The organism is Xanthobacter sp. DMC47, assembly GCF_056313845.1.
Genome location: NZ_JBQUZM010000005.1, coordinates 335,929 through 353,265 on the forward strand (window position 1 = coordinate 335,929; position 17,337 = coordinate 353,265).

The window sequence follows — 17,337 nt, forward strand, 5'->3', positions numbered from 1 at the left end:
GCCCCCCGGCCCGGCATTGCCTCGGCAGTCTATACGCAGATCACCCGGCGGCAGAAGCCGGGAGCGTCCTCATATTTCGGCGGAACGCCTTCAGGCTGCAGGCTTCAGCGACTGCAACTCTCCCGGAAGCGCGTAGGCCCAGCCCGAGATGGAGCCGGCACCGAGGCAGATCACGTAATCGCCCGGCTTGGCGAGGCCGGAGACGATACCCGCCAACTGCTCCGGCCCATCCAGCGCCGTCACCGAGCGGTGGCCGTGGGCGATGAGGCCCTGCACGAGATGGTCCCGGTCGGCGCCCTCGATGGGTGCCTCGCCGGCCGTGTAGACGGGTGCCACCACCACGTGGTCGGCATCGTTGAAGCAGGTGCAGAATTCGTCGAACAGCGAGGCGAGGCGGCTGTAGCGGTGCGGCTGCACCACGGCAATCACCTGCCCCTCGCTCGCCGCGCGGGCCGCCTTGAGCACGGCGGCGATCTCCACCGGGTGGTGGCCGTAATCGTCGAACACCGTCACGCCGTTCCACTCGCCGGTGCGGGTGAAGCGCCGCTTCACGCCGCCGAACGCGGAGAGCGCCTCGATGATCTTCTCGTCCGGCACCTTCAGTTCGTGCGCCACCGCGATGGCGGCGGTGGCATTCAGCGCATTGTGCTTGCCGGGCATGGGCAGGCGCAGGCGGCGGATCTCGTGCACGGTCTCGCCCGCGCGGTTGCGGAACACCACGCCGAACTTGGTGACACCGCCCTTGAGGTCCACGTCCACCAGGCGCACGTCGGCCTGCGGGTTTTCGCCATAGGTGATGACGCGGCGGTCCTCGATGCGGCCCACCAGCGCCTGCACCACGGGATGGTCGATGCACATCACCGCGAAGCCGTAGAAGGGCACGTTCTCCACGAACGCCTTGAACGCCTCCTGCACCTTGTCGAAGGTCTTGAAGTGGTCGAGGTGCTCGGGGTCCACATTGGTGACGATGGCGACTTCCGTGGGCAGCTTCAGGAAGGTGCCGTCGCTCTCGTCCGCTTCCACCACCATCCAGTTGCCATCGCCGAGGCGGGCATTGGTGCCGTAGGCGTTGATGATGCCGCCATTGATGACGGTGGGGTCGAAATTGCCGGCGTCGAGCAGGGTGGCCACCAGCGAGGTGGTGGTGGTCTTGCCGTGGGTGCCGGCGATGGAGACGCAGCTCTTCAGCCGCATCAGCTCGGCCAGCATCTCGGCGCGGCGCACCACGGGCAGGCGCTTGGCGCGGGCGGCCATCAGTTCGGGATTGTCGCGCTTGATGGCGGAGGAGACCACCACCACGTCCGCGTCGTCCACATTGGCGGCGGCGTGGCCGATCATCACCTTGATGCCGTGCTCGCGCAGGCGCTTCACGTTGGCGCTGTCGGCCACGTCCGAGCCCTGCACCTCGTAGCCGAGATTGTGCAGCACCTCGGCGATGCCGCTCATGCCGATGCCGCCGATGCCGACGAAGTGGATGGAGCCGAGGCCGGACGGCAGCTTCATGCGCTGTTTCCCCTGAAGGTTGCGACCGCGCCGCCGCCCGCCAGATGCCGGACGAGACCGCCCAGCCGCTCGGCGGCGTCAAGCACGCTCTGGCTTCTGGCCCGTTCGGCCATGCGCGTCAATGATGCGGGTTCGCTGGCAAAGGTATTGAGTTCCAGTGCCAGCCGGTCCGGCTCGAATTCCACCTGCCGCAGCACCAGCGCCGCGCCCACCTCGGCGAGGGTGCGGGCGTTGGCGGCCTGGTCCTGATCGAGCGCGTGGGGCAGCGGCACGAGGATAGAGGGCCGGCCCAGCGCGGCAAGCTCGGCCACCGTGCCGGCGCCGGAGCGGGAGATGACGAGATGGGCGCGCGCCATGCGCGCCGGCAGGTCGTCGAAGAAGGTCTTCACCTCGGCCCGCACGCCGAGCCGGGCATAGGTGGCGGTGACCCGCTCCAGATCCTCCTCCCGCGCCTGCTGGACGAGGACGAGGCGGGCGCGCAGATCGGCGCCGAGCCGCTCAACGGCCTGCGGCACCACATCGGACATCACCCGTGCGCCCTGGCTGCCGCCGAAGACGAGCACATGGAGGTCGCCGCCGGGAACCGGCGGCTCGTAGGGCGCGGCCGCGGCAGCGATGGCGGCGGGGCGCAGGGGATTGCCCGTCCACACCGCCTTGGCCTTGAGCGCGGGATCGGCATCCACCACGCCGGGAAAGCCGGTGGCGATGGCGGTGACGCGCCGCGCCAGCATCCGGTTGGCCCGGCCCATCACGCCGTTCGCCTCATGCACGATGCTCGGCACGCCGGAAAAGCTCGCCGCCAGCAGCGGCGGCACGGTGGGATAGCCGCCGAAGCCCACCACCGCCACCGGCTTCACGCGGCGCAGCAAGGCGAGGCTGGAGACGAAGCCGGAGGCGAGCGCGAGGCCGGTGCGGGCGAGCGAGATGGGCGAGCGCCCGCGCACCGTGTCGGCCGGCAGCACGTGCAGTTCCCGCGCCGGGAAATGCCCGGCATAGCGGGCGGCGCGGGCGTCGGTGGCGAGGTCCACCGTGAAGCCCTGCCGGGTCAGTACGGCGGCCAGCGCCTCGGCCGGAAACAGGTGGCCGCCGGTGCCGCCGGCAGCGAGAAGGACGAGATCGGTCACATTACCCTCCGGGTCGCGTGCGGCAGTGCCCCGGCAATGCGGCGGTTCCGCGTCCGCGCGACCTTCGCTCAAGCCTGCGCTCAGGCCGGGTCCGCCACCGCTGCGGGCGGCGGTGCCACCGGACGGGCGAGGCTTTCGCCCCGTCGCGCATCGCCATGCCCCTCGCTGAGCCGCGCCAGTGCGGCGGCACCGGGCCGCTTGCGCGAGAGGGCGAGCAGCATTCCCATTCCGAAGGCAATCGAGATGAGCGAGGAGCCGCCATATGAGATGAAGGGCAGCGTCATGCCCTTGGCCGGCGCGATATGGACGTTCACCGCCATGTTGATGGAGGCCTGCAGGCTGAACAGCAGCGCAAGGCCGGTGATGGCGAAGCGGGTGAAAGGATCGCTCTCCTTGGAGGCGCGCGAGAGCGAGCGCAGCAGGATGAAGGCGAACAGGGCGAGGATGATGAGGCACAGGATGATGCCGAACTCCTCGCCCGCCACCGCGAACACGAAGTCCGTGTGGCCGTCCGGGAGCATCCGCTTCATGGTGCCCTCGCCGGGGCCGGTGCCGAACCAGCCGCCGCTCCTGAACGAGTTCAGCGCCGCGTCGATCTGGTAGGTGTCGCCGGAATCCGGGTTGAGGAAGCGGTTGATGCGCTTCTGCACGTGGGCGACCGTCATGTAGGCGATGAAGCCGCCGCCCGCGCCGACGCCGACCAGCCCCACCATCCAGATCCAGCGCAGGCCGGCGAGGAAGAACAGGGCCGACCAGACGAGGCAGATGAGCAGGCTCTGGCCGAAGTCCGGCTGTTTCACCAGCGGGCCGAGCACGCTGCCAAGCAGCAGGAAGGCGAACAGCGTCGCCGGCATCTCCGGCCGCTTGGTGCTCTCGGCGAACAGCCAGGCGGCGAGGACGACGAAGGCCGGCTTGATGAATTCCGACGGCTGCAGGGTGATGCCCGCGATGGTGAGCCAGCGCCGCGCGCCCTTCACCTCCGGGCCGAACACCAGCGTCGCCAGCAGCAGGACGAAGAACACGCAGAACACCACGACGCAGGTGCGCCGGATGGTCCGCGGCGAGAGGAAGGAGGTGGCGATCATCACCACCGCGGCGGGGATGAGGAACAGCACCTGCCGGTTCACGAAATGGAACGGATCGGCGATGTTCAGGCGGGCCGCCACGGCCGGGCTCGCGGCGAGGCAGAGGATGATGCCGATCACCATCAGCCCGCCGAGGCTTGCGAGCAGGGCGCGGTCCACCGTCCACCACCATTCGCTCAAGACGGTGCGGTCGGCGCGCGACATCATGGGACGCATACTCCGGGACGGGACATTTCCCGCACCATGCCCCGGCGTTGGTTGACGGCGGATTAAGGATGGTTGCGACACCCCTAGGGCATCGCGGAACGGTGTCCGGCGCCCTATCTTTGGCTCGTGGCCAGAGCGAGCAAGGCGCGCAGCGCGACACCGTCCGGGGCATCCGCCCTTCCCGAGCCGTTCGCCGGCTGGTTCCGCGCGCGGGGCTGGACGCCGCGTGCGCATCAGCTCGACCTCATTGCCGCCGCCGAGAGCGGGCGCTCGGTGCTGCTCATCGCCCCCACCGGTGCCGGCAAGACGCTGGCCGGTTTCCTGCCGAGCCTGATCGAACTGAGCCGCCCGAAGAAGAAGACGCGGAAACCGGCCGCGCCCCAGATAGCCGAAGCTGGCGAAGCCGCCACCGGCGCGGAAGCCGTCCTCTTCGATCGCTGGCAGGCGGAGCGGCCGGCCTCGCCCCTGCACACGCTCTATATCTCGCCGCTGAAGGCGCTGGCGGTGGACATCGCCCGCAATCTGGAAGCCCCGGTCGATGAGATGGGGCTCGATATCCGCGTCGAGACCCGCACCGGCGACACGCCCGCCTCGCGCCGCCAGCGGCAGCGGCGCGACCCGCCGCACATTCTCCTCACCACGCCGGAGCAGATTTCCCTGCTGCTCGCCTCGAAGGATGCGGAGCACCTCTTCTCCGGCCTGAAGCGCGTGGTGCTGGACGAATTGCACGCCCTCGTCACCTCCAAGCGCGGCGACCTCCTCTCCCTCGCCCTCGCCCGGCTGCGTGCCATCGCCCCCGGCCTGCAATGCGTCGGCCTGTCCGCCACCGTCGCCGAGCCGGACGACCTCAGGCGCTATCTGGTGCCGCAGGACGAGGAAAAGGCCGAGCCCGCCCTCGCCGATCTCGTGATCGCGGCGGGCGGCGCGGCGCCGGACATCTCCATGCTGGAGAGCCGGGCACGGATGCCGTGGGCAAGCCACACGGCCCAGCACGCCTTCGCCGAGATCTACGAGCTGATCGGCGCCAACAAGCTGTCCCTCGTCTTCGTGAACACCCGCTGGCAGGCGGAATTCCTGTTTCAGGAACTCTGGCGCATCAACGACCTCGATTACCCCATCGCGCTCCACCATGGCTCGCTGGCCGTGGAGCAGCGACGCCGGGTCGAGGCCGCCATGGCGGCTGGGAAACTCAAAGCGGTGGTCGCCACCTCTTCCCTCGACCTCGGCATCGACTGGGGCGATGTGGACCTCGTTATCAATGTGGGAGCCCCGAAGGGTTCCTCCCGCCTCATGCAGCGCATCGGCCGCGCCAACCACCGGCTGGACGAGCCCTCCCGCGCCGTGCTGATCCCGGCCAACCGGTTCGAGGTGCTGGAATGCCGTGCGGCGCTGGAGGCGGTGAAGGTGGGGGCGCAGGACACGCCGCCGGAGCGGCAGGGTGCCTTCGACGTGCTGGCCCAGCACATCCTCGGCATGGCCTGCGCCGCGCCCTTCTCCGCCGATGCGCTCTATGGCGAGGTGCGCTCCGCCGCGCCCTATCGCGCCCTCCCGCGCGAAGACTTCGATGCCGCGCTGGATTTCGTCGCCACCGGCGGCTACGCGCTGCGCGCCTATGAGCGCTACGCCAAGATCCGCCGGACGAAGGACGGCCTGTGGCGCGTCGCCAATCCCATGATCGCGCAGGCCTACCGGCTGAATGTGGGCACCATCGTGGAGGCCTCCATGCTCAAGGTGCGCCTCGTCTCGGCGCGCGGCGCGGCGAAGACCGGGGTGGCGGGTAGGGTCCGGTTCGGCGGACGGCTTTTGGGCGAGGTGGAGGAATATTTCGTCGAGACGCTGGTGCCCGGCGACACCTTCGTCTTCGCCGGGGAAATCCTGCGCTACGAGGTGCTGGTGGAGGATGAGGTGTATGTCTCCCGCACCAGCGCCACCGAGCCCAAGGTGCCGGCCTATGCGGGCGGCAAGTTTCCCTTGTCCACCTTCCTCGCGGCCGGCGTGCGGGCGCTCCTCTCCGCGCCGGAACGGTGGGCGGCGCTGCCGCCGCAGGTGCGCGAGTGGCTGGAACTGCAGAAGGCCAAGTCCCGCCTGCCGGGCCGGGACGATCTGCTGGTGGAGACCTTCGAGCGCTCCGGGCGCTACTATCTCGTCACCTACCCGTTCGAGGGGCGGCTGGCCCACCAGACGCTCGGGATGCTCCTCACCCGCCGGCTGGAGCGCGCCCGGCTGAAGCCGCTGGGCTTCGTCGCCAACGACTATGCCCTCGCCGTCTATGCGGCCGGCGACATGGGTGCCGCCATCAGCCAGGGCCGGCTCTCGCTGGACGATCTGTTCGATCAGGACATGCTGGGCGACGATCTGGAGGCATGGCTCGCCGAAAGCGCGCTGATGAAGCGGACATTCCGCTATTGCGCAGTCATCGCCGGGCTCATCGAGCGGCGGTTTCCGGGCAAGGAGAAGACCTCGCGGCAGGTCACCGTCTCCACCGACCTCATCTATGACGTGCTGCGCCGGCACGAGCCGGACCATCTGCTGCTGCGCGCCGCTCGGGCGGATGCGGCCACTGGGCTGCTGGACGTGAAGCGCCTCGGGGAGATGCTGGCGCGCATCCGTGGCCGCGTGGTCCACCAGCCCCTACCGCGGGTGTCGCCTTTGGCCGTGCCGGTATTGCTGGAGATCGGGCGCGAGAGCGTGGGTGGCGATGCCAACGAGGCGCTGCTCGCCGAGGCGGAGGAGGAACTGGTGCGGGCGGCGACGGAATGAAGCTGGGGATTTCGCCAAGTCAGGCGTTCTCCCAGCCGCTCTCCGCGCGAATCAGGGCATCCGCCGGCGGCCGTCCGGACCGCAGCGCTCAGGCACACGAAATCCCGTCACGGCAAGCCTCTGCGGCACGCCGCGTTCCATCCCCGCGGCGCATTTCGCACCTGCGAAGACAATTCGGAGCTGTTGCATCCAAGAGACGAGCAACTTTGAACCGGCTCCAGTTCAGTCACAATCGCGTGATCGACCGGGGCACAAAAGGCCCGCGCAATCTTCCTCGGACTCAGAAGATCGTGCCCACCACGGTGGCGACCGACGCCGCGCTCGCCTCGTGCGGGGCGAAAAACGCAGCGATACCAAGGATGGACACCAGAGCCCCGGTGACAGCAAGCTTGCGAAGCATGGCTTAACTCCCAGATCCCGTAAGATCCCGTTCTGCACCGACAACGATGCAGGTGGATTAAGAGTTCCTTAACCAAGTCACCCTGAACCCTGTTTGATGCTTGCGTTAACGAAGTGTTCAGGAAAGTCACGGGTCCGTGACGCCGGACCGGCCAAAGTCACCGCCGGCCACGACTTCAGCGGTTCGTGATGTTGCGGCGCAAAATGAAGTAACGCGGATGTAACCGGCAGGAGGGGAAGCATGTCGTTGACCGGCGTACCGTCGAAGAACCGATGGCGCGATGTGGAGGCCCCCGGGCTCGAAGAACTGGAGCAGCTGGCGGAAGAGGCTTTCGCCGCTTTGCCGGGTTCGTTCCGCGCCCTCTGCCAGGGGCTGGTCATCAAGGTGGAGGACTTTCCCACCGACGAGGTGCTGGACGAACTGGGCGCCGAGACCCCCTTCGATCTGCTGGGCCTGTTCCACGGCGTCGGCCGGGCGCAGGGCGGGGCGGTGGCCCAGACCGGACAGATGCCCAACATGATCTTCCTCTATCGGCGCCCCATCCTCGACTACTGGGCGGAGAACGAGGAAACCCTCGGCGACGTCGTCACCCATGTGCTGGTGCACGAGATCGGCCATCACTTTGGCCTCAGCGACGACGACATGGAGGCCATCGAGGACCGGGCCAATTGACCGCAGGGAAAACGCCGCCTTGGCGCTGGACCCGGGCCATCCATTTTCTAGAATGACTCCAAACAGGAGGCCCTACCATGCCCGTCGATCCCAGCCTGACCCGTTACGGGCCGGCCCTGCGCGCCCTCCACTGGCTCACCGCCATCGCGGTGTTCACGGCGTTCGGCGTCACCTATCTGGAGCAGTTCTTCGCGCGCGGCACGCCGGCGCGGGGCATGGTGTGGTGGGTCCATATCTCGGTCGGCCTGCTGCTCATCGCTCTGGTGGCGGTGCGCATTCCCGTCCGCATCTTCGGGCGCAACCCGCCGGCGTCCGCACAGATCAGCCGCCCGGTGGCCATCGCCTCCCACATCGTGCACGGGCTGCTCTATCTCGCGCTCATCGCCACGCTCGTGCTCGGCGTCTACCTCGCCTTCCTGCGCGGCAACGAAGTGTCCTTCTTCTCCCTCTTCACCATCCCCTCGCCCATCGCGGTCAATCGCGATCTGGGCAAGCAGGTGCAGGAGATCCACGAGCTGATGGCCAACGCCGTCATCGTGCTGGCCGTGCTGCATGCGGCAGCGGCCGTGCTCCACCACGTGGTGCTCAAGGATGACGTGCTGAAGCGCATGCTGCCGGAGCGCCTCGCCCCCTGAACGGGCGCATGCCCGCAGGGCCAAAAGCGCCGGACCCAAGCGCCGGGCCAAGGCGCTGTGCAAGGCCGGGCGTGCCTGTTATGGATGATCGTCGCGGGCGCGCCTCATGGGGCGTGCCCGGCGCGCTATTCTATGCGGGCGGCGCCGCCGGGTTTTCGGCCACTGAACCCCGGCGGACACGATCCGGCAGACGAGACAAGGCAGAAGGTCCCATGGAGAAGTTCACGGTCCTGGAGGGCGTCGCGGCGCCGATGAAGCTGGTCAATGTCGATACCGACATGATCATCCCCAAGCAGTATCTGAAGACGATCCAGCGCACCGGCCTCGGCAAGGGGCTGTTCTCCGAGATGCGCTATCTCGACGATGGCGCCGAGAACCCCGCCTTCGTGCTGAACCAGCCCGCCTACCGCTCCTCGAAGATCCTCGTCGCCGGCGACAATTTCGGCTGCGGCTCCTCGCGCGAGCACGCGCCGTGGGCGCTGCTCGACTTCGGCATCCGCTGCGTGATCTCCACGTCGTTCGCCGATATCTTCTACAACAACTGCTTCAAGAACGGCATCCTGCCCATCGTCGTCTCCAAGGATGATCTGGACAAGCTGTTCGACGACGCCGAGCGCGGCGCCAACGCCACCCTCACCATCGACCTGCCGGCGCAGGAAATCCGCGGGCCGGACGGCGGCGTGGTCAAGTTCGAGATAGACCCCTTCCGCAAGCGCTGCCTGGTCGAGGGTCTGGACGACATCGGCCTCACCCTCCAGAAGGCGCCGGCCATCGACCAGTACGAGACCGCCAAGGGCGCCGAGCAGCCCTGGCTGTGACGCCGTGAGCCGGCCGCCCCGCTGACAGGATGGTCGGGTGATGGAGCCATCCCCGACCCCCTCCCCCAGACGCGCGGACGTGCGGCCCGCACCCTGCGCCATCGTGATCGGCGCGTCGGCGGGCGGACCTGCGGCGCTCGGCCGTCTCCTTGCCGTGCTCGGCCCCAGGCCGGATGTCGGCATCGCCGTGGTCAATCATGTGGGCGCGGATGGGCCGGACCTGCTCCCCGACATCCTCACCCGCCTCTCTGGCCGGCGCGTCGTCCTGGCGCAGGAGCGCTGCCCCCTCGCGGGTGGCCTTGTCCATGTCGCCCCTAGCGGTTACCACTTGGAGGTGGGGCGGGACCGCTGTTTTTCACTCTCGGTGGAGGCGCGGGTGTGCTATTCGCGTCCTTCAATCGACGTTCTGTTCGCCAGCGCCGCCGAGGCCTACGGCGACGCTCTGGCTGGCGTGGTCCTCACCGGTGCCAGCAGCGACGGGGCGGAAGGACTGAAGCGCATTCGCGAACTGGGAGGCCGTGCCTTCGTGCAGGAGCCGTCGGAAGCCGAGGTCGATACCATGCCGTTGGCGGCCCTGCGGTGCGCCGGCGCGGATCTCTGCGCCCCGTTGTCCGCGCTCGCCGAGGCGCTCAACGCCTTCGGCCGGACCGCCGGCATGCCCGGGCCAGCGAGGATGACCCCGTCAGCGAGGATGGCCGAATGAGCGTGGCCGACCTGCCCAAGATTCTCGTCGTCGACGACGTGCGCGCGAACCTCGTGGGCATGCGCCGCCTGCTGGCGCCGGTGAAGGCCGAGATCTACGAGGCCCATTCGGGCAACGAGGCGCTGGCGCTCTGCCTCGACCACCGGTTCGCGCTGATCCTGCTCGACGTGCAGATGCCGGACATGGACGGGTTCGAGGTCGCCTCCCTGCTCAACAACGATCCGGCCACCTGCGACATCCCCATCGTCTTCGTGTCCGCCGCCTATCACGACGACATCAACCGGCTGAAGGGCTACACCTTCGGCGCGGTGGACTACATCGCCAAGCCCATCAACGACGCCGTGCTCCTCTCCAAGGTCACGGTCTTCCTCGACCTGCACATCTCCAAGCTGCGCCTCAAGGGCGCGCTGGAGGAGCTGGAGAAGCGCAACCGGCAGCTGGAGATCGAGATCGAGGAGCGCCGCCGGGTCGAGAAGCAGATCCGCCACATGGCGACCCACGATGCCCTCACGGGCCTTGGCAACCGCATCCTGTTCGTGGAGCACCTGACCCGTGCGCGCGCCCAGGCGCAGCGCCACGGGCGGGAGTTCGCGCTGCTCTACATCGACATCGACGGCTTCAAGCAGGTCAACGACCGGCACGGCCACGGCGTGGGCGACAAGCTGCTCTGCGCCATCGCCAACCGCCTGCGCGGCAACCTGCGGCAGGAGGATTTCGCCGTCCGCCTGTCCGGCGACGAATTCGCCGTCATCATGGTGGACCTCACCGATGGCGATGCCGCCCACGCCCAGGGCCAGCGCCTGTGCGAGGTGCTGCGCGAGCCCTATGTCGTCTCCTACAACGACCAGGCCTATACGGTCAGCGTCGGTGCCAGCATCGGCATCGCGCTCTATCCGCGCCACGCCACGGACGAGACCGAGCTGATCCGCCTCGCCGATACGGCCATGTACGAGGTGAAGCAGCAGGGCAAGGACGGCGTGCGCATCGCCATCGCCCGGCCGGCGGTGCAGTCCGCCTGAGCCGATCCCCGAACGCCCGCCACGCGCCTTCGCAGCCCGACGCGGCCATGATATCCGGGAGAGCGCGGGCGGTTCGCTCGCGCGCCGCCGTTCGGGAGCTTCATGCCGAAGTCCGCCAGCCGATCCGTCGTCGTGGACCTGATCGCCGTGCTCGCCGCGGTGACGGGCGGCGAGCCGCGGGTGATGACGGTGGAGCACGGCTCCGCCCTTCCCTCTGGCCCGTTCGAGCTGGCCCACCGCTCGCTCCAGCAGGGGTTGCGCGACTGGGTGGAGCAGCGCACCCACCATCCCCTCGGCTATCTGGAGCAGCTCTACACCTTCGCCGACAAGGACCGCGCCGGAGCGGAGAGCGCGGCGCGCACCATCTCCATCTCCTATCTCGGCCTCGCCCGCGAGCAGGCCGCCACCGCCGGCGCCGCCGAGTGGCACGGCTGGTATGAATATTTCCCGTGGGAGGACCACCGCGACGGGGCGCCGCCCGTGATCGCGACGACGCTCGCGCCGGCCCTCACAACCTGGGCCGAGGCCGCCCCCTCGGTGGCCGAGCGCAGCCACCGCAAGCAGCGCTCCGCCCTCAGCTTCGGGCTCGACGGCGCGGCCTGGAACGAGGAGCTGACCCTCCAGCGCTACGAGTTGCTGTTCGAGGCGGGAATCGTCGCCGAGCGGCTGCGCCGCGAGGGGCGGGAGGAGGCCGCGGGCGCCGGGCGCGCGATGATCGCCGACCACCGCCGCATCCTCGCCACCGCCATTGCGCGGCTGAGGGCGAAGATCAAATACCGCCCCGTGGTGTTCGAGCTGATGCCGCCCACCTTCACTTTGCTCCAGCTGCAGCGCTGCGTGGAAGCGATCGCGGGGCGGACGCTGCACAAGCAGAATTTTCGCCGGCTGATGGAGCAGCAGGAACTGGTGGAGGAAGCCGGCGGCGCCACCACCGAAACCCTTGGCCGGCCTGCAAAACTCTTCCGCTTCCGCCATTCGGTGGTGGAGGAGCGGGCCTTCGCCGGAACGAAATTGCCCCTCGCACGCTCTTGACAAGACTTATGCTCAGGATAAGCATATGCCCACCATATGCTCAAACTGAGTATAGACAATGGTCGCATCCGCCCTTTCCGCCGCCCCCGTTTCGCCCACGCCGGACGCCCTCGCGGCGGCGTTCGCCCGTACCGCGCCGCTCTACGAGAAGGTCCGCCGGGTGGTGCCGCCCGCCGACTGGGCCTTTCTCGCCGAGGATGCCGAGGCCATCCTCCGGCTGAAGCGCGAGCGCAACGCCGTCATCCTCGCGCACAACTACCAGACGCCGGAGATCTTCCACTGCGTCGCCGACATCGTGGGCGACAGCCTGGCCCTGGCCCGCGAGGCCATGCGGGTGGATGCGGACGTGATCGTGCTTGCCGGCGTCTACTTCATGGCCGAGACGGCGAAGCTGCTCAATCCGGGCAAGACTGTCCTCATCCCGGATCAGGAGGCGGGCTGCTCGCTGGCCGATTCCATCACCGCCGCCGACGTGCGCCTGATGCGCGCCGCCCATCCCGGCGTGCCGGTGATCGCCTATGTGAACACGTCCGCCGCCGTGAAGGCCGAGGTGGACGTATGCTGCACCTCGGGCAATGCGGCGCGGGTGGTGAAATCCTTCGGCGTGCCCAAGGTCATCATGCTGCCGGACCAGTATCTGGCGAAGAACGTCGCCGCCGAGACCGGCATCGACATCATCTCCTGGGCCGGCCAGTGCGAGGTGCACGAGCTGTTCACCGCCGCCGACGTGCGCGAGCTGCGCGCGGCCAATCCCGGCGTCACTGTGCTCGTCCACCCCGAATGCCCGCCGGAAGTGGTGGCGGAAGCCGATTTCGCCGGCTCCACCGCCGCCATGAGCGACTATGTGAGCGAGAAGCGCCCGCCCCGCGTGGTGCTGCTCACCGAATGCTCCATGGCGGACAATGTGGCGGTCCACTATCCCGACATCGACTTCGTGCGCCCCTGCAATCTCTGCCCGCACATGAAGAAGATCACGCTCCGCAACATCCGTGCGGCGCTGGAGAACAACCTCCACGAAGTCACCATCGACCCCGAGGTCGCCGAGCGCGCCCGCGCCTCGGTCGAGCGGATGCTGGCGCTATGACCGGGGACAGGCTGGACGGCCGGCCCGTCATCGTCGGCGCCGGCATCGCGGGGCTCGCGGCCGCCCTCTTCCTCGCCCCCGAGCCGGTGGTGCTCGTCACCCGCGCGCCTTTGGGCGCGGACGGCTCCAGCCCGCTGGCGCAGGGCGGCATCGCCGCCAGCGTCGGGGCGGATGACGACGACGCGCTTCACCTCGAAGACACTCTGGCGGCCGGCGACGGCCTCTGCGATGCCGAGGCGGCCCGCCGCATCCTCTCCGCCGGGCCAGGCGCCATCGCGGCGCTTGAACGCCTCGGCGTGCGCTTCGACCGCGACGCGGCCGGCGGCCTGCTGCTCGGCCTCGAGGCCGCCCACAGCCGGCGCCGCATCGTCCATGCGGACGGCGACGGTACAGGGCGCGAGTTGGTGCGCGCGCTCTCCGAGGCCGCGCGGGCCTGCCCGTCCATCACGCTGGTTCTGGGCGAGGCGCGGCGCATCTTGATGCGCGACGGCGAAGTCTGCGGCCTGCTCGTGGCCACGGCCGAGGGCGCGCGGGTGCTCGCCACGCGCCGCCTCGTGCTGGCCACCGGCGGCGTCGGCGCGCTCTACGAGCACACCACCAATCCCGTCGCCTCCTGGGGCGTGGGAATCGCGCTGGCCGCCGAGGCCGGGGCGGAGCTGGCCGATCTCGAATTCGTGCAGTTCCACCCGACCGCGCTGGCCACGCCCGCCCGCCCGCTCCCGCTCATCAGCGAGGCGGTGCGCGGGGAAGGCGCGCTCATCGTCGACGGTTCCGGCCGGCGCATTCTGGAGGGTGTTCCGGGCAGAGAACTGGCCCCGCGCGATGTCGTAGCCCGCGCCGTCTGGCGCGAGGTGGTGGCGGGCCGCGAGGTGTTCCTCGATGCCCGCGCCAGTCTCGGCGCGCGCTTCGCCACCCGCTTCCCGCAGGTGGCGGCGGGCTGCCGCGCCGCCGGGATCGACCCGGCTACCGACCTCGTGCCCATCCGCCCCGCCGCGCACTACCACATGGGCGGCATCGCCGTGGATGCGCACGGCCACAGCACCCTCCCCGGCCTCTGGGCCGCGGGCGAATGCGCCGCCACCGGCCTGCACGGCGCCAATCGCCTCGCCTCCAATTCGCTGCTGGAAGCGGTGGTGTGCGGGCGGGAGGTGGCGCAGAGCATCGCCGGGCAGGCGGCCGGACGGGCCATCACGCCCGCCCCCTCCGCCTTGCCTCCGGCGGCGGATGCGGCGCCGGCCCGCGCCATCGTCTCGCGGCTCGTCGGTGTCACCCGCGATGCGGAGGGGCTGACGAGCGCGCTGCAACGCCTGCTGCCGCTTGCCGAAGGCACGACCCCGGCCGCCGCGCCCGCCCGTGTCGGCCTGATGATGGCGGCCGCCGCCCTCGCCCGCACCGAAAGCCGCGGCGCCCATGCGCGCACCGACTTTCCGCAGACCGCGCCGGTGGCCCGGCGCGCGCGCATCACCCTCGCCGAAGCGCGCGCCGCCGCCCGGCGCGTGCACGTGCCGGACCTCGCCTTCGCCTGATCCTATCGAACGGAGCCGCCATGGCCGCCCTCGACCCGCTCCCCGAATTGATGGTGGAGCCCATCGTCCGCGCCGCGCTGCTGGAAGACCTCGGCCGCGCCGGAGACATCACCACCGATGCGGTGGTGCCGGCCGGGCACGTCAGCCGCCTCGTCCTCGCCGCCCGTCAGGACGGCGTGGTGGCCGGGCTCGACTGCGCCCGCCTCGCCTTCCGCCTGCTGAACCCGGACGTGCGCTTCACGCCCGTGGTGGCAGACGGTTCGCGCGTGGCACCGGGCACCGTGCTGGCGGAGGTGGAAGGCCCGTCCCGCGCGCTGCTCACCGGCGAGCGCACCGGCCTCAACCTCGCCTGCCGCCTCTCCGGCATCGCCACGGCGACCGCCTCGCTGGTGGATGCGGTGGCCGGTCACAAGGCGCAGATCGTCTGCACCCGCAAGACGACGCCCGGCCTGCGCGCGCTGGAGAAATATGCCGTGCGCGCCGGCGGCGGCGCCAACCACCGCTTCGGTCTCGATGATGCGGTGCTGGTGAAGGACAACCACGTCGCCATCGCCGGCTCGGTCGCCGAGGCTGTGAAGCGCGTGCGCGCCCGCGCCGGCCACATGGTCAAGATCGAGGTGGAGGTGGACACCCTCGCCCAGCTGGAAGAGCTGCTGACGCTCGGCGCCGACGCGGTGCTGCTCGACAACATGACCCCCGCCACCCTCGCCGAGGCGGTGCGCATGGTGGGCGGGCGGATGCTCACGGAAGCCTCTGGAAGGGTGAACCGCGAGACGGCGCCGGCCATCGCCGCGTCCGGCGTGGATCTCATCTCCGTGGGCTGGCTGACCCACAGCGCGCCCATACTCGACATCGGCCTCGACTGGGTGGGCTGACGGTCGATCACACCCGCACGCCGCGCAGGCTCTGGGATGGCGCCGCGCCGAAGGTGCGGCGGAAGTCGTGGGTGAAGTGCGCCTGATCGGCAAAGCCGGCGGCGTGGGCGGCGGCGGTGAAGCTGCTCCCCGCCGCGATCTCCGCGATGGCCCGCCGCATCCGCCCCCAGGCGCGGTAGCGGCGGAACGGCACGCCCATCTCGGCTGTGAACAGGTGCTGGAGGCGTGAGGGGGAGAGGCCGACCTGCCGCGCGAGGGCGCCAAGCTCCGGCACGCGCTCCGCATCGCTCATCGCCGCCGCCACCTGCTGGATGCGGGGATCGAGCGTCGCGCAGGCACGGCGGCGGGACACATCCACCACATCGGCCAGGGCCTCCCCGGCCCAGCCGGCCGCGTCCGGCGCCTCCCAGAGTTCGCGCAGCAAGGGCAGCGCGCCGGCGTGGCCGAAAAGTGCGCCCTGCTCCTCCCGCGCATTGGCCACGAGCGGCGCCAGCGCATGGGCGCCGTCCACGCTCGGCTCCAGATAGAAGACCGCGATGGGCTCGCCGCCCACATCCAGCTCATGCACCACGCCCGCCGGCACGAGGGCGGTGCGGCACGCTCGCCATGAGCCACCTGCCACCCTGAGCCCGAACGGCCCGTAGAGCCCGGCGAGGAACACCGGGGCGCCGTGCTGGTGCGGGGCATTGTAGACGAGCGGCCCGGCGAAGAAGGTCCGGCCCGCATCCAGGAACCAGAGCGGGCCGAGGCCCTGCCCGGTCGCAGCACGTTCGTACAAGCGGGGCCGCTTGCCCATGCCTAGGCTCCTCCTGCCGGCACTTCATCACATCGCCACGGGCCGCACAAAGCCGCCCGCAGGGAGACAGCCATGGCTTCGCCATCCCGCCCGGGCACGCCCAGCCGCCGCGCCCTCCTCGCCGCCGCCCTCGCCGCTCCGGCCCTGCTGCACACCGGGCGGGCGCGCGCGATGGCGCCGCAGCGCGGCCCCCTCCCCGTCACGCACTTCCGCTTCCGGCTGGGTGCGTTCGAGGTGACCACCGTGCTCGACGCCTCGGCGATGATCGACGGCCCGTGGCCCATCGTCGGCGAGGATCGTCCCGTGGAAGAGGTGGCGGCGCTGATGCGCGCCAGCCTGCTGCCGGAAAAGCGCTTCCGGCCCGGCTTCACCCCGACACTGGTGAACACCGGCTCTCAGCTTCTGCTGTTCGATGCCGGCAACGGCGAGAACGGCTTCATCCCGCGGCCGAACGGGGGATGGCTGGCGCAACAGGTCGCCGCCGCCGGCTATGCGCCCGAGCAGGTGGACGTGGTGGTGCTCTCCCACGCCCATGTGGATCATATCGGCGGACTGGTGGAGGCGGACAAGGAGATGTTTCCCAAGGCCCGCTATGTCATCGGCGAGACCGAATTCGCCTACTGGGCCGCGCCCGAGCGCCTTTCGGCGGCGCCCGACAGCCTCGAACGCGCGACCGCGCAGGTCTTCGCGCGCAACCTCGCCCCCTTCGCCGATCGCGTCACGCAGGTGCGGCCGGGGGCCGAGATCGTGCCCGGCATCCATGCGGTGGCGGCGTTCGGGCACACGCCCGGCCATCTGGCCTTCCATCTGGAGAGCGGGGGCAAGCGGCTGCTGGTCTGGGGCGATTGCGCCCACCACGAGGTCGCCTCCCTCGCCCATCCCGAGTGGTCCGCTCTGTTCGACATGGACAAGGCGCAGGGCGCCGCCACCCGCAGGCGCATCTACGACATGGCCGCCACCGACCGCATCCCGGTGGTGGGCTATCACACCTCCTTCCCGTCGGTGGGCTATGTGGAGCGGCAGGGGAGCGCCTATCGCTGGCTCCCGCTCACCTACCAGTTGGCGGAGTGAGGCCCGGAAACGAAAACGGCCGGGCGA

15 protein-coding genes are annotated in these 17,337 nt (G+C 69.9%); 11 read left to right on the forward strand and 4 right to left on the reverse strand.

What is annotated here, in order from left to right:
* Window positions 1–90: 90 nt before the first annotated feature.
* The 3 genes from murC to ftsW all read right to left on the reverse strand — a co-directional run bounded on the left by murC (window position 91) and on the right by ftsW (window position 3,919).
* A complete protein-coding gene (murC, locus tag ACT54R_RS21730; protein WP_476329927.1) occupies window positions 91–1,503 on the reverse strand; it encodes a UDP-N-acetylmuramate--L-alanine ligase in 1,413 nt (470 codons plus the stop codon).
* Complete coding sequence (murG, locus tag ACT54R_RS21735; protein WP_476329930.1) at window positions 1,500–2,627, reverse strand: undecaprenyldiphospho-muramoylpentapeptide beta-N-acetylglucosaminyltransferase; 1,128 nt, start codon at window positions 2,625–2,627, stop codon at window positions 1,500–1,502. Before murG ends, murC begins: the two co-directional genes overlap by 4 nt.
* Window positions 2,628–2,707: 80 nt before the next feature.
* Window positions 2,708–3,919: a putative lipid II flippase FtsW gene (gene ftsW, locus ACT54R_RS21740; protein ID WP_476329933.1), complete on the reverse strand. Its 1,212-nt coding sequence runs from the start codon at window positions 3,917–3,919 to the stop codon at window positions 2,708–2,710.
* A gap of 126 nt (window positions 3,920–4,045) precedes the next feature.
* Between ftsW and ACT54R_RS21745 the strand changes: the two genes are divergently transcribed.
* The 10 genes from ACT54R_RS21745 to nadC all read left to right on the forward strand — a co-directional run bounded on the left by ACT54R_RS21745 (window position 4,046) and on the right by nadC (window position 15,443).
* Complete coding sequence (locus ACT54R_RS21745) at window positions 4,046–6,679, forward strand: ligase-associated DNA damage response DEXH box helicase (RefSeq protein ID WP_476329936.1); 2,634 nt, start codon at window positions 4,046–4,048, stop codon at window positions 6,677–6,679.
* A 640-nt stretch (window positions 6,680–7,319) separates the two neighbouring features.
* Complete coding sequence (locus ACT54R_RS21750) at window positions 7,320–7,751, forward strand: metallopeptidase family protein (RefSeq protein ID WP_168457354.1); 432 nt, start codon at window positions 7,320–7,322, stop codon at window positions 7,749–7,751.
* Between the two features lie 77 nt (window positions 7,752–7,828).
* Window positions 7,829–8,386, forward strand: coding sequence for a cytochrome b (locus tag ACT54R_RS21755; RefSeq protein ID WP_476329940.1), 558 nt, complete (start codon window positions 7,829–7,831; stop codon window positions 8,384–8,386).
* 212 nt (window positions 8,387–8,598) lie between these two features.
* Window positions 8,599–9,204 carry a 3-isopropylmalate dehydratase small subunit gene (leuD, locus tag ACT54R_RS21760; protein ID WP_476329943.1) on the forward strand — a complete coding sequence of 202 codons (606 nt, stop codon included), beginning with the start codon at window positions 8,599–8,601 and terminating at the stop codon, window positions 9,202–9,204.
* A gap of 40 nt (window positions 9,205–9,244) precedes the next feature.
* Window positions 9,245–9,907: a chemotaxis protein CheB gene (locus ACT54R_RS21765; protein ID WP_476330130.1), complete on the forward strand. Its 663-nt coding sequence runs from the start codon at window positions 9,245–9,247 to the stop codon at window positions 9,905–9,907.
* On the forward strand, window positions 9,904–10,926 hold the full coding sequence (locus ACT54R_RS21770) for a diguanylate cyclase domain-containing protein (RefSeq protein ID WP_168457351.1): 1,023 nt from the start codon (window positions 9,904–9,906) through the stop codon (window positions 10,924–10,926). The genes ACT54R_RS21765 and ACT54R_RS21770 overlap by 4 nt, the downstream gene beginning before the upstream one ends.
* A 102-nt stretch (window positions 10,927–11,028) precedes the next feature.
* Window positions 11,029–11,958: an NUDIX hydrolase gene (locus ACT54R_RS21775; RefSeq protein ID WP_476329948.1), complete on the forward strand. Its 930-nt coding sequence runs from the start codon at window positions 11,029–11,031 to the stop codon at window positions 11,956–11,958.
* A 58-nt stretch (window positions 11,959–12,016) separates the two neighbouring features.
* Entirely contained in the window at window positions 12,017–13,042 is a 1,026-nt protein-coding gene (nadA, locus tag ACT54R_RS21780; RefSeq protein WP_476329951.1) for a quinolinate synthase NadA, read from the forward strand.
* A complete protein-coding gene (locus ACT54R_RS21785) occupies window positions 13,039–14,568 on the forward strand; it encodes an L-aspartate oxidase (protein WP_476329954.1) in 1,530 nt (509 codons plus the stop codon). Before nadA ends, ACT54R_RS21785 begins: the two co-directional genes overlap by 4 nt.
* Before the next feature lie 20 nt (window positions 14,569–14,588).
* Entirely contained in the window at window positions 14,589–15,443 is an 855-nt protein-coding gene (nadC, locus tag ACT54R_RS21790; protein ID WP_476329957.1) for a carboxylating nicotinate-nucleotide diphosphorylase, read from the forward strand.
* 7 nt (window positions 15,444–15,450) lie between these two features.
* Here the strand turns inward: nadC and ACT54R_RS21795 are convergent, their stop codons facing one another.
* Window positions 15,451–16,239, reverse strand: coding sequence for a helix-turn-helix domain-containing protein (locus ACT54R_RS21795; RefSeq protein WP_476329960.1), 789 nt, complete (start codon window positions 16,237–16,239; stop codon window positions 15,451–15,453).
* Window positions 16,240–16,311: 72 nt separating this feature from the next.
* On the opposite strand from ACT54R_RS21795, the gene ACT54R_RS21800 reads away from it, so the two are divergent.
* Entirely contained in the window at window positions 16,312–17,310 is a 999-nt protein-coding gene (locus ACT54R_RS21800; RefSeq protein WP_476329963.1) for an MBL fold metallo-hydrolase, read from the forward strand.
* The last annotated feature ends 27 nt before the right edge of the window (window positions 17,311–17,337 follow it).

Coding starts and splice junctions, on each gene's coding strand:
- murC (WP_476329927.1), bottom strand. CDS start 1,503: ATGAAGCTGCCGTCCGGCCTCGGCTCCATCCACTTCGTCGGCATCGGC.
- ftsW (WP_476329933.1), bottom strand. CDS start 3,919: ATGATGTCGCGCGCCGACCGCACCGTCTTGAGCGAATGGTGGTGGACG.
- ACT54R_RS21750 (WP_168457354.1), top strand. CDS start 7,320: ATGTCGTTGACCGGCGTACCGTCGAAGAACCGATGGCGCGATGTGGAG.
- ACT54R_RS21755 (WP_476329940.1), top strand. CDS start 7,829: ATGCCCGTCGATCCCAGCCTGACCCGTTACGGGCCGGCCCTGCGCGCC.
- leuD (WP_476329943.1), top strand. CDS start 8,599: ATGGAGAAGTTCACGGTCCTGGAGGGCGTCGCGGCGCCGATGAAGCTG.
- ACT54R_RS21765 (WP_476330130.1), top strand. CDS start 9,245: ATGGAGCCATCCCCGACCCCCTCCCCCAGACGCGCGGACGTGCGGCCC.
- ACT54R_RS21770 (WP_168457351.1), top strand. CDS start 9,904: ATGAGCGTGGCCGACCTGCCCAAGATTCTCGTCGTCGACGACGTGCGC.
- ACT54R_RS21775 (WP_476329948.1), top strand. CDS start 11,029: ATGCCGAAGTCCGCCAGCCGATCCGTCGTCGTGGACCTGATCGCCGTG.
- nadA (WP_476329951.1), top strand. CDS start 12,017: ATGGTCGCATCCGCCCTTTCCGCCGCCCCCGTTTCGCCCACGCCGGAC.
- ACT54R_RS21785 (WP_476329954.1), top strand. CDS start 13,039: ATGACCGGGGACAGGCTGGACGGCCGGCCCGTCATCGTCGGCGCCGGC.
- nadC (WP_476329957.1), top strand. CDS start 14,589: ATGGCCGCCCTCGACCCGCTCCCCGAATTGATGGTGGAGCCCATCGTC.
- ACT54R_RS21795 (WP_476329960.1), bottom strand. CDS start 16,239: ATGGGCAAGCGGCCCCGCTTGTACGAACGTGCTGCGACCGGGCAGGGC.
- ACT54R_RS21800 (WP_476329963.1), top strand. CDS start 16,312: ATGGCTTCGCCATCCCGCCCGGGCACGCCCAGCCGCCGCGCCCTCCTC.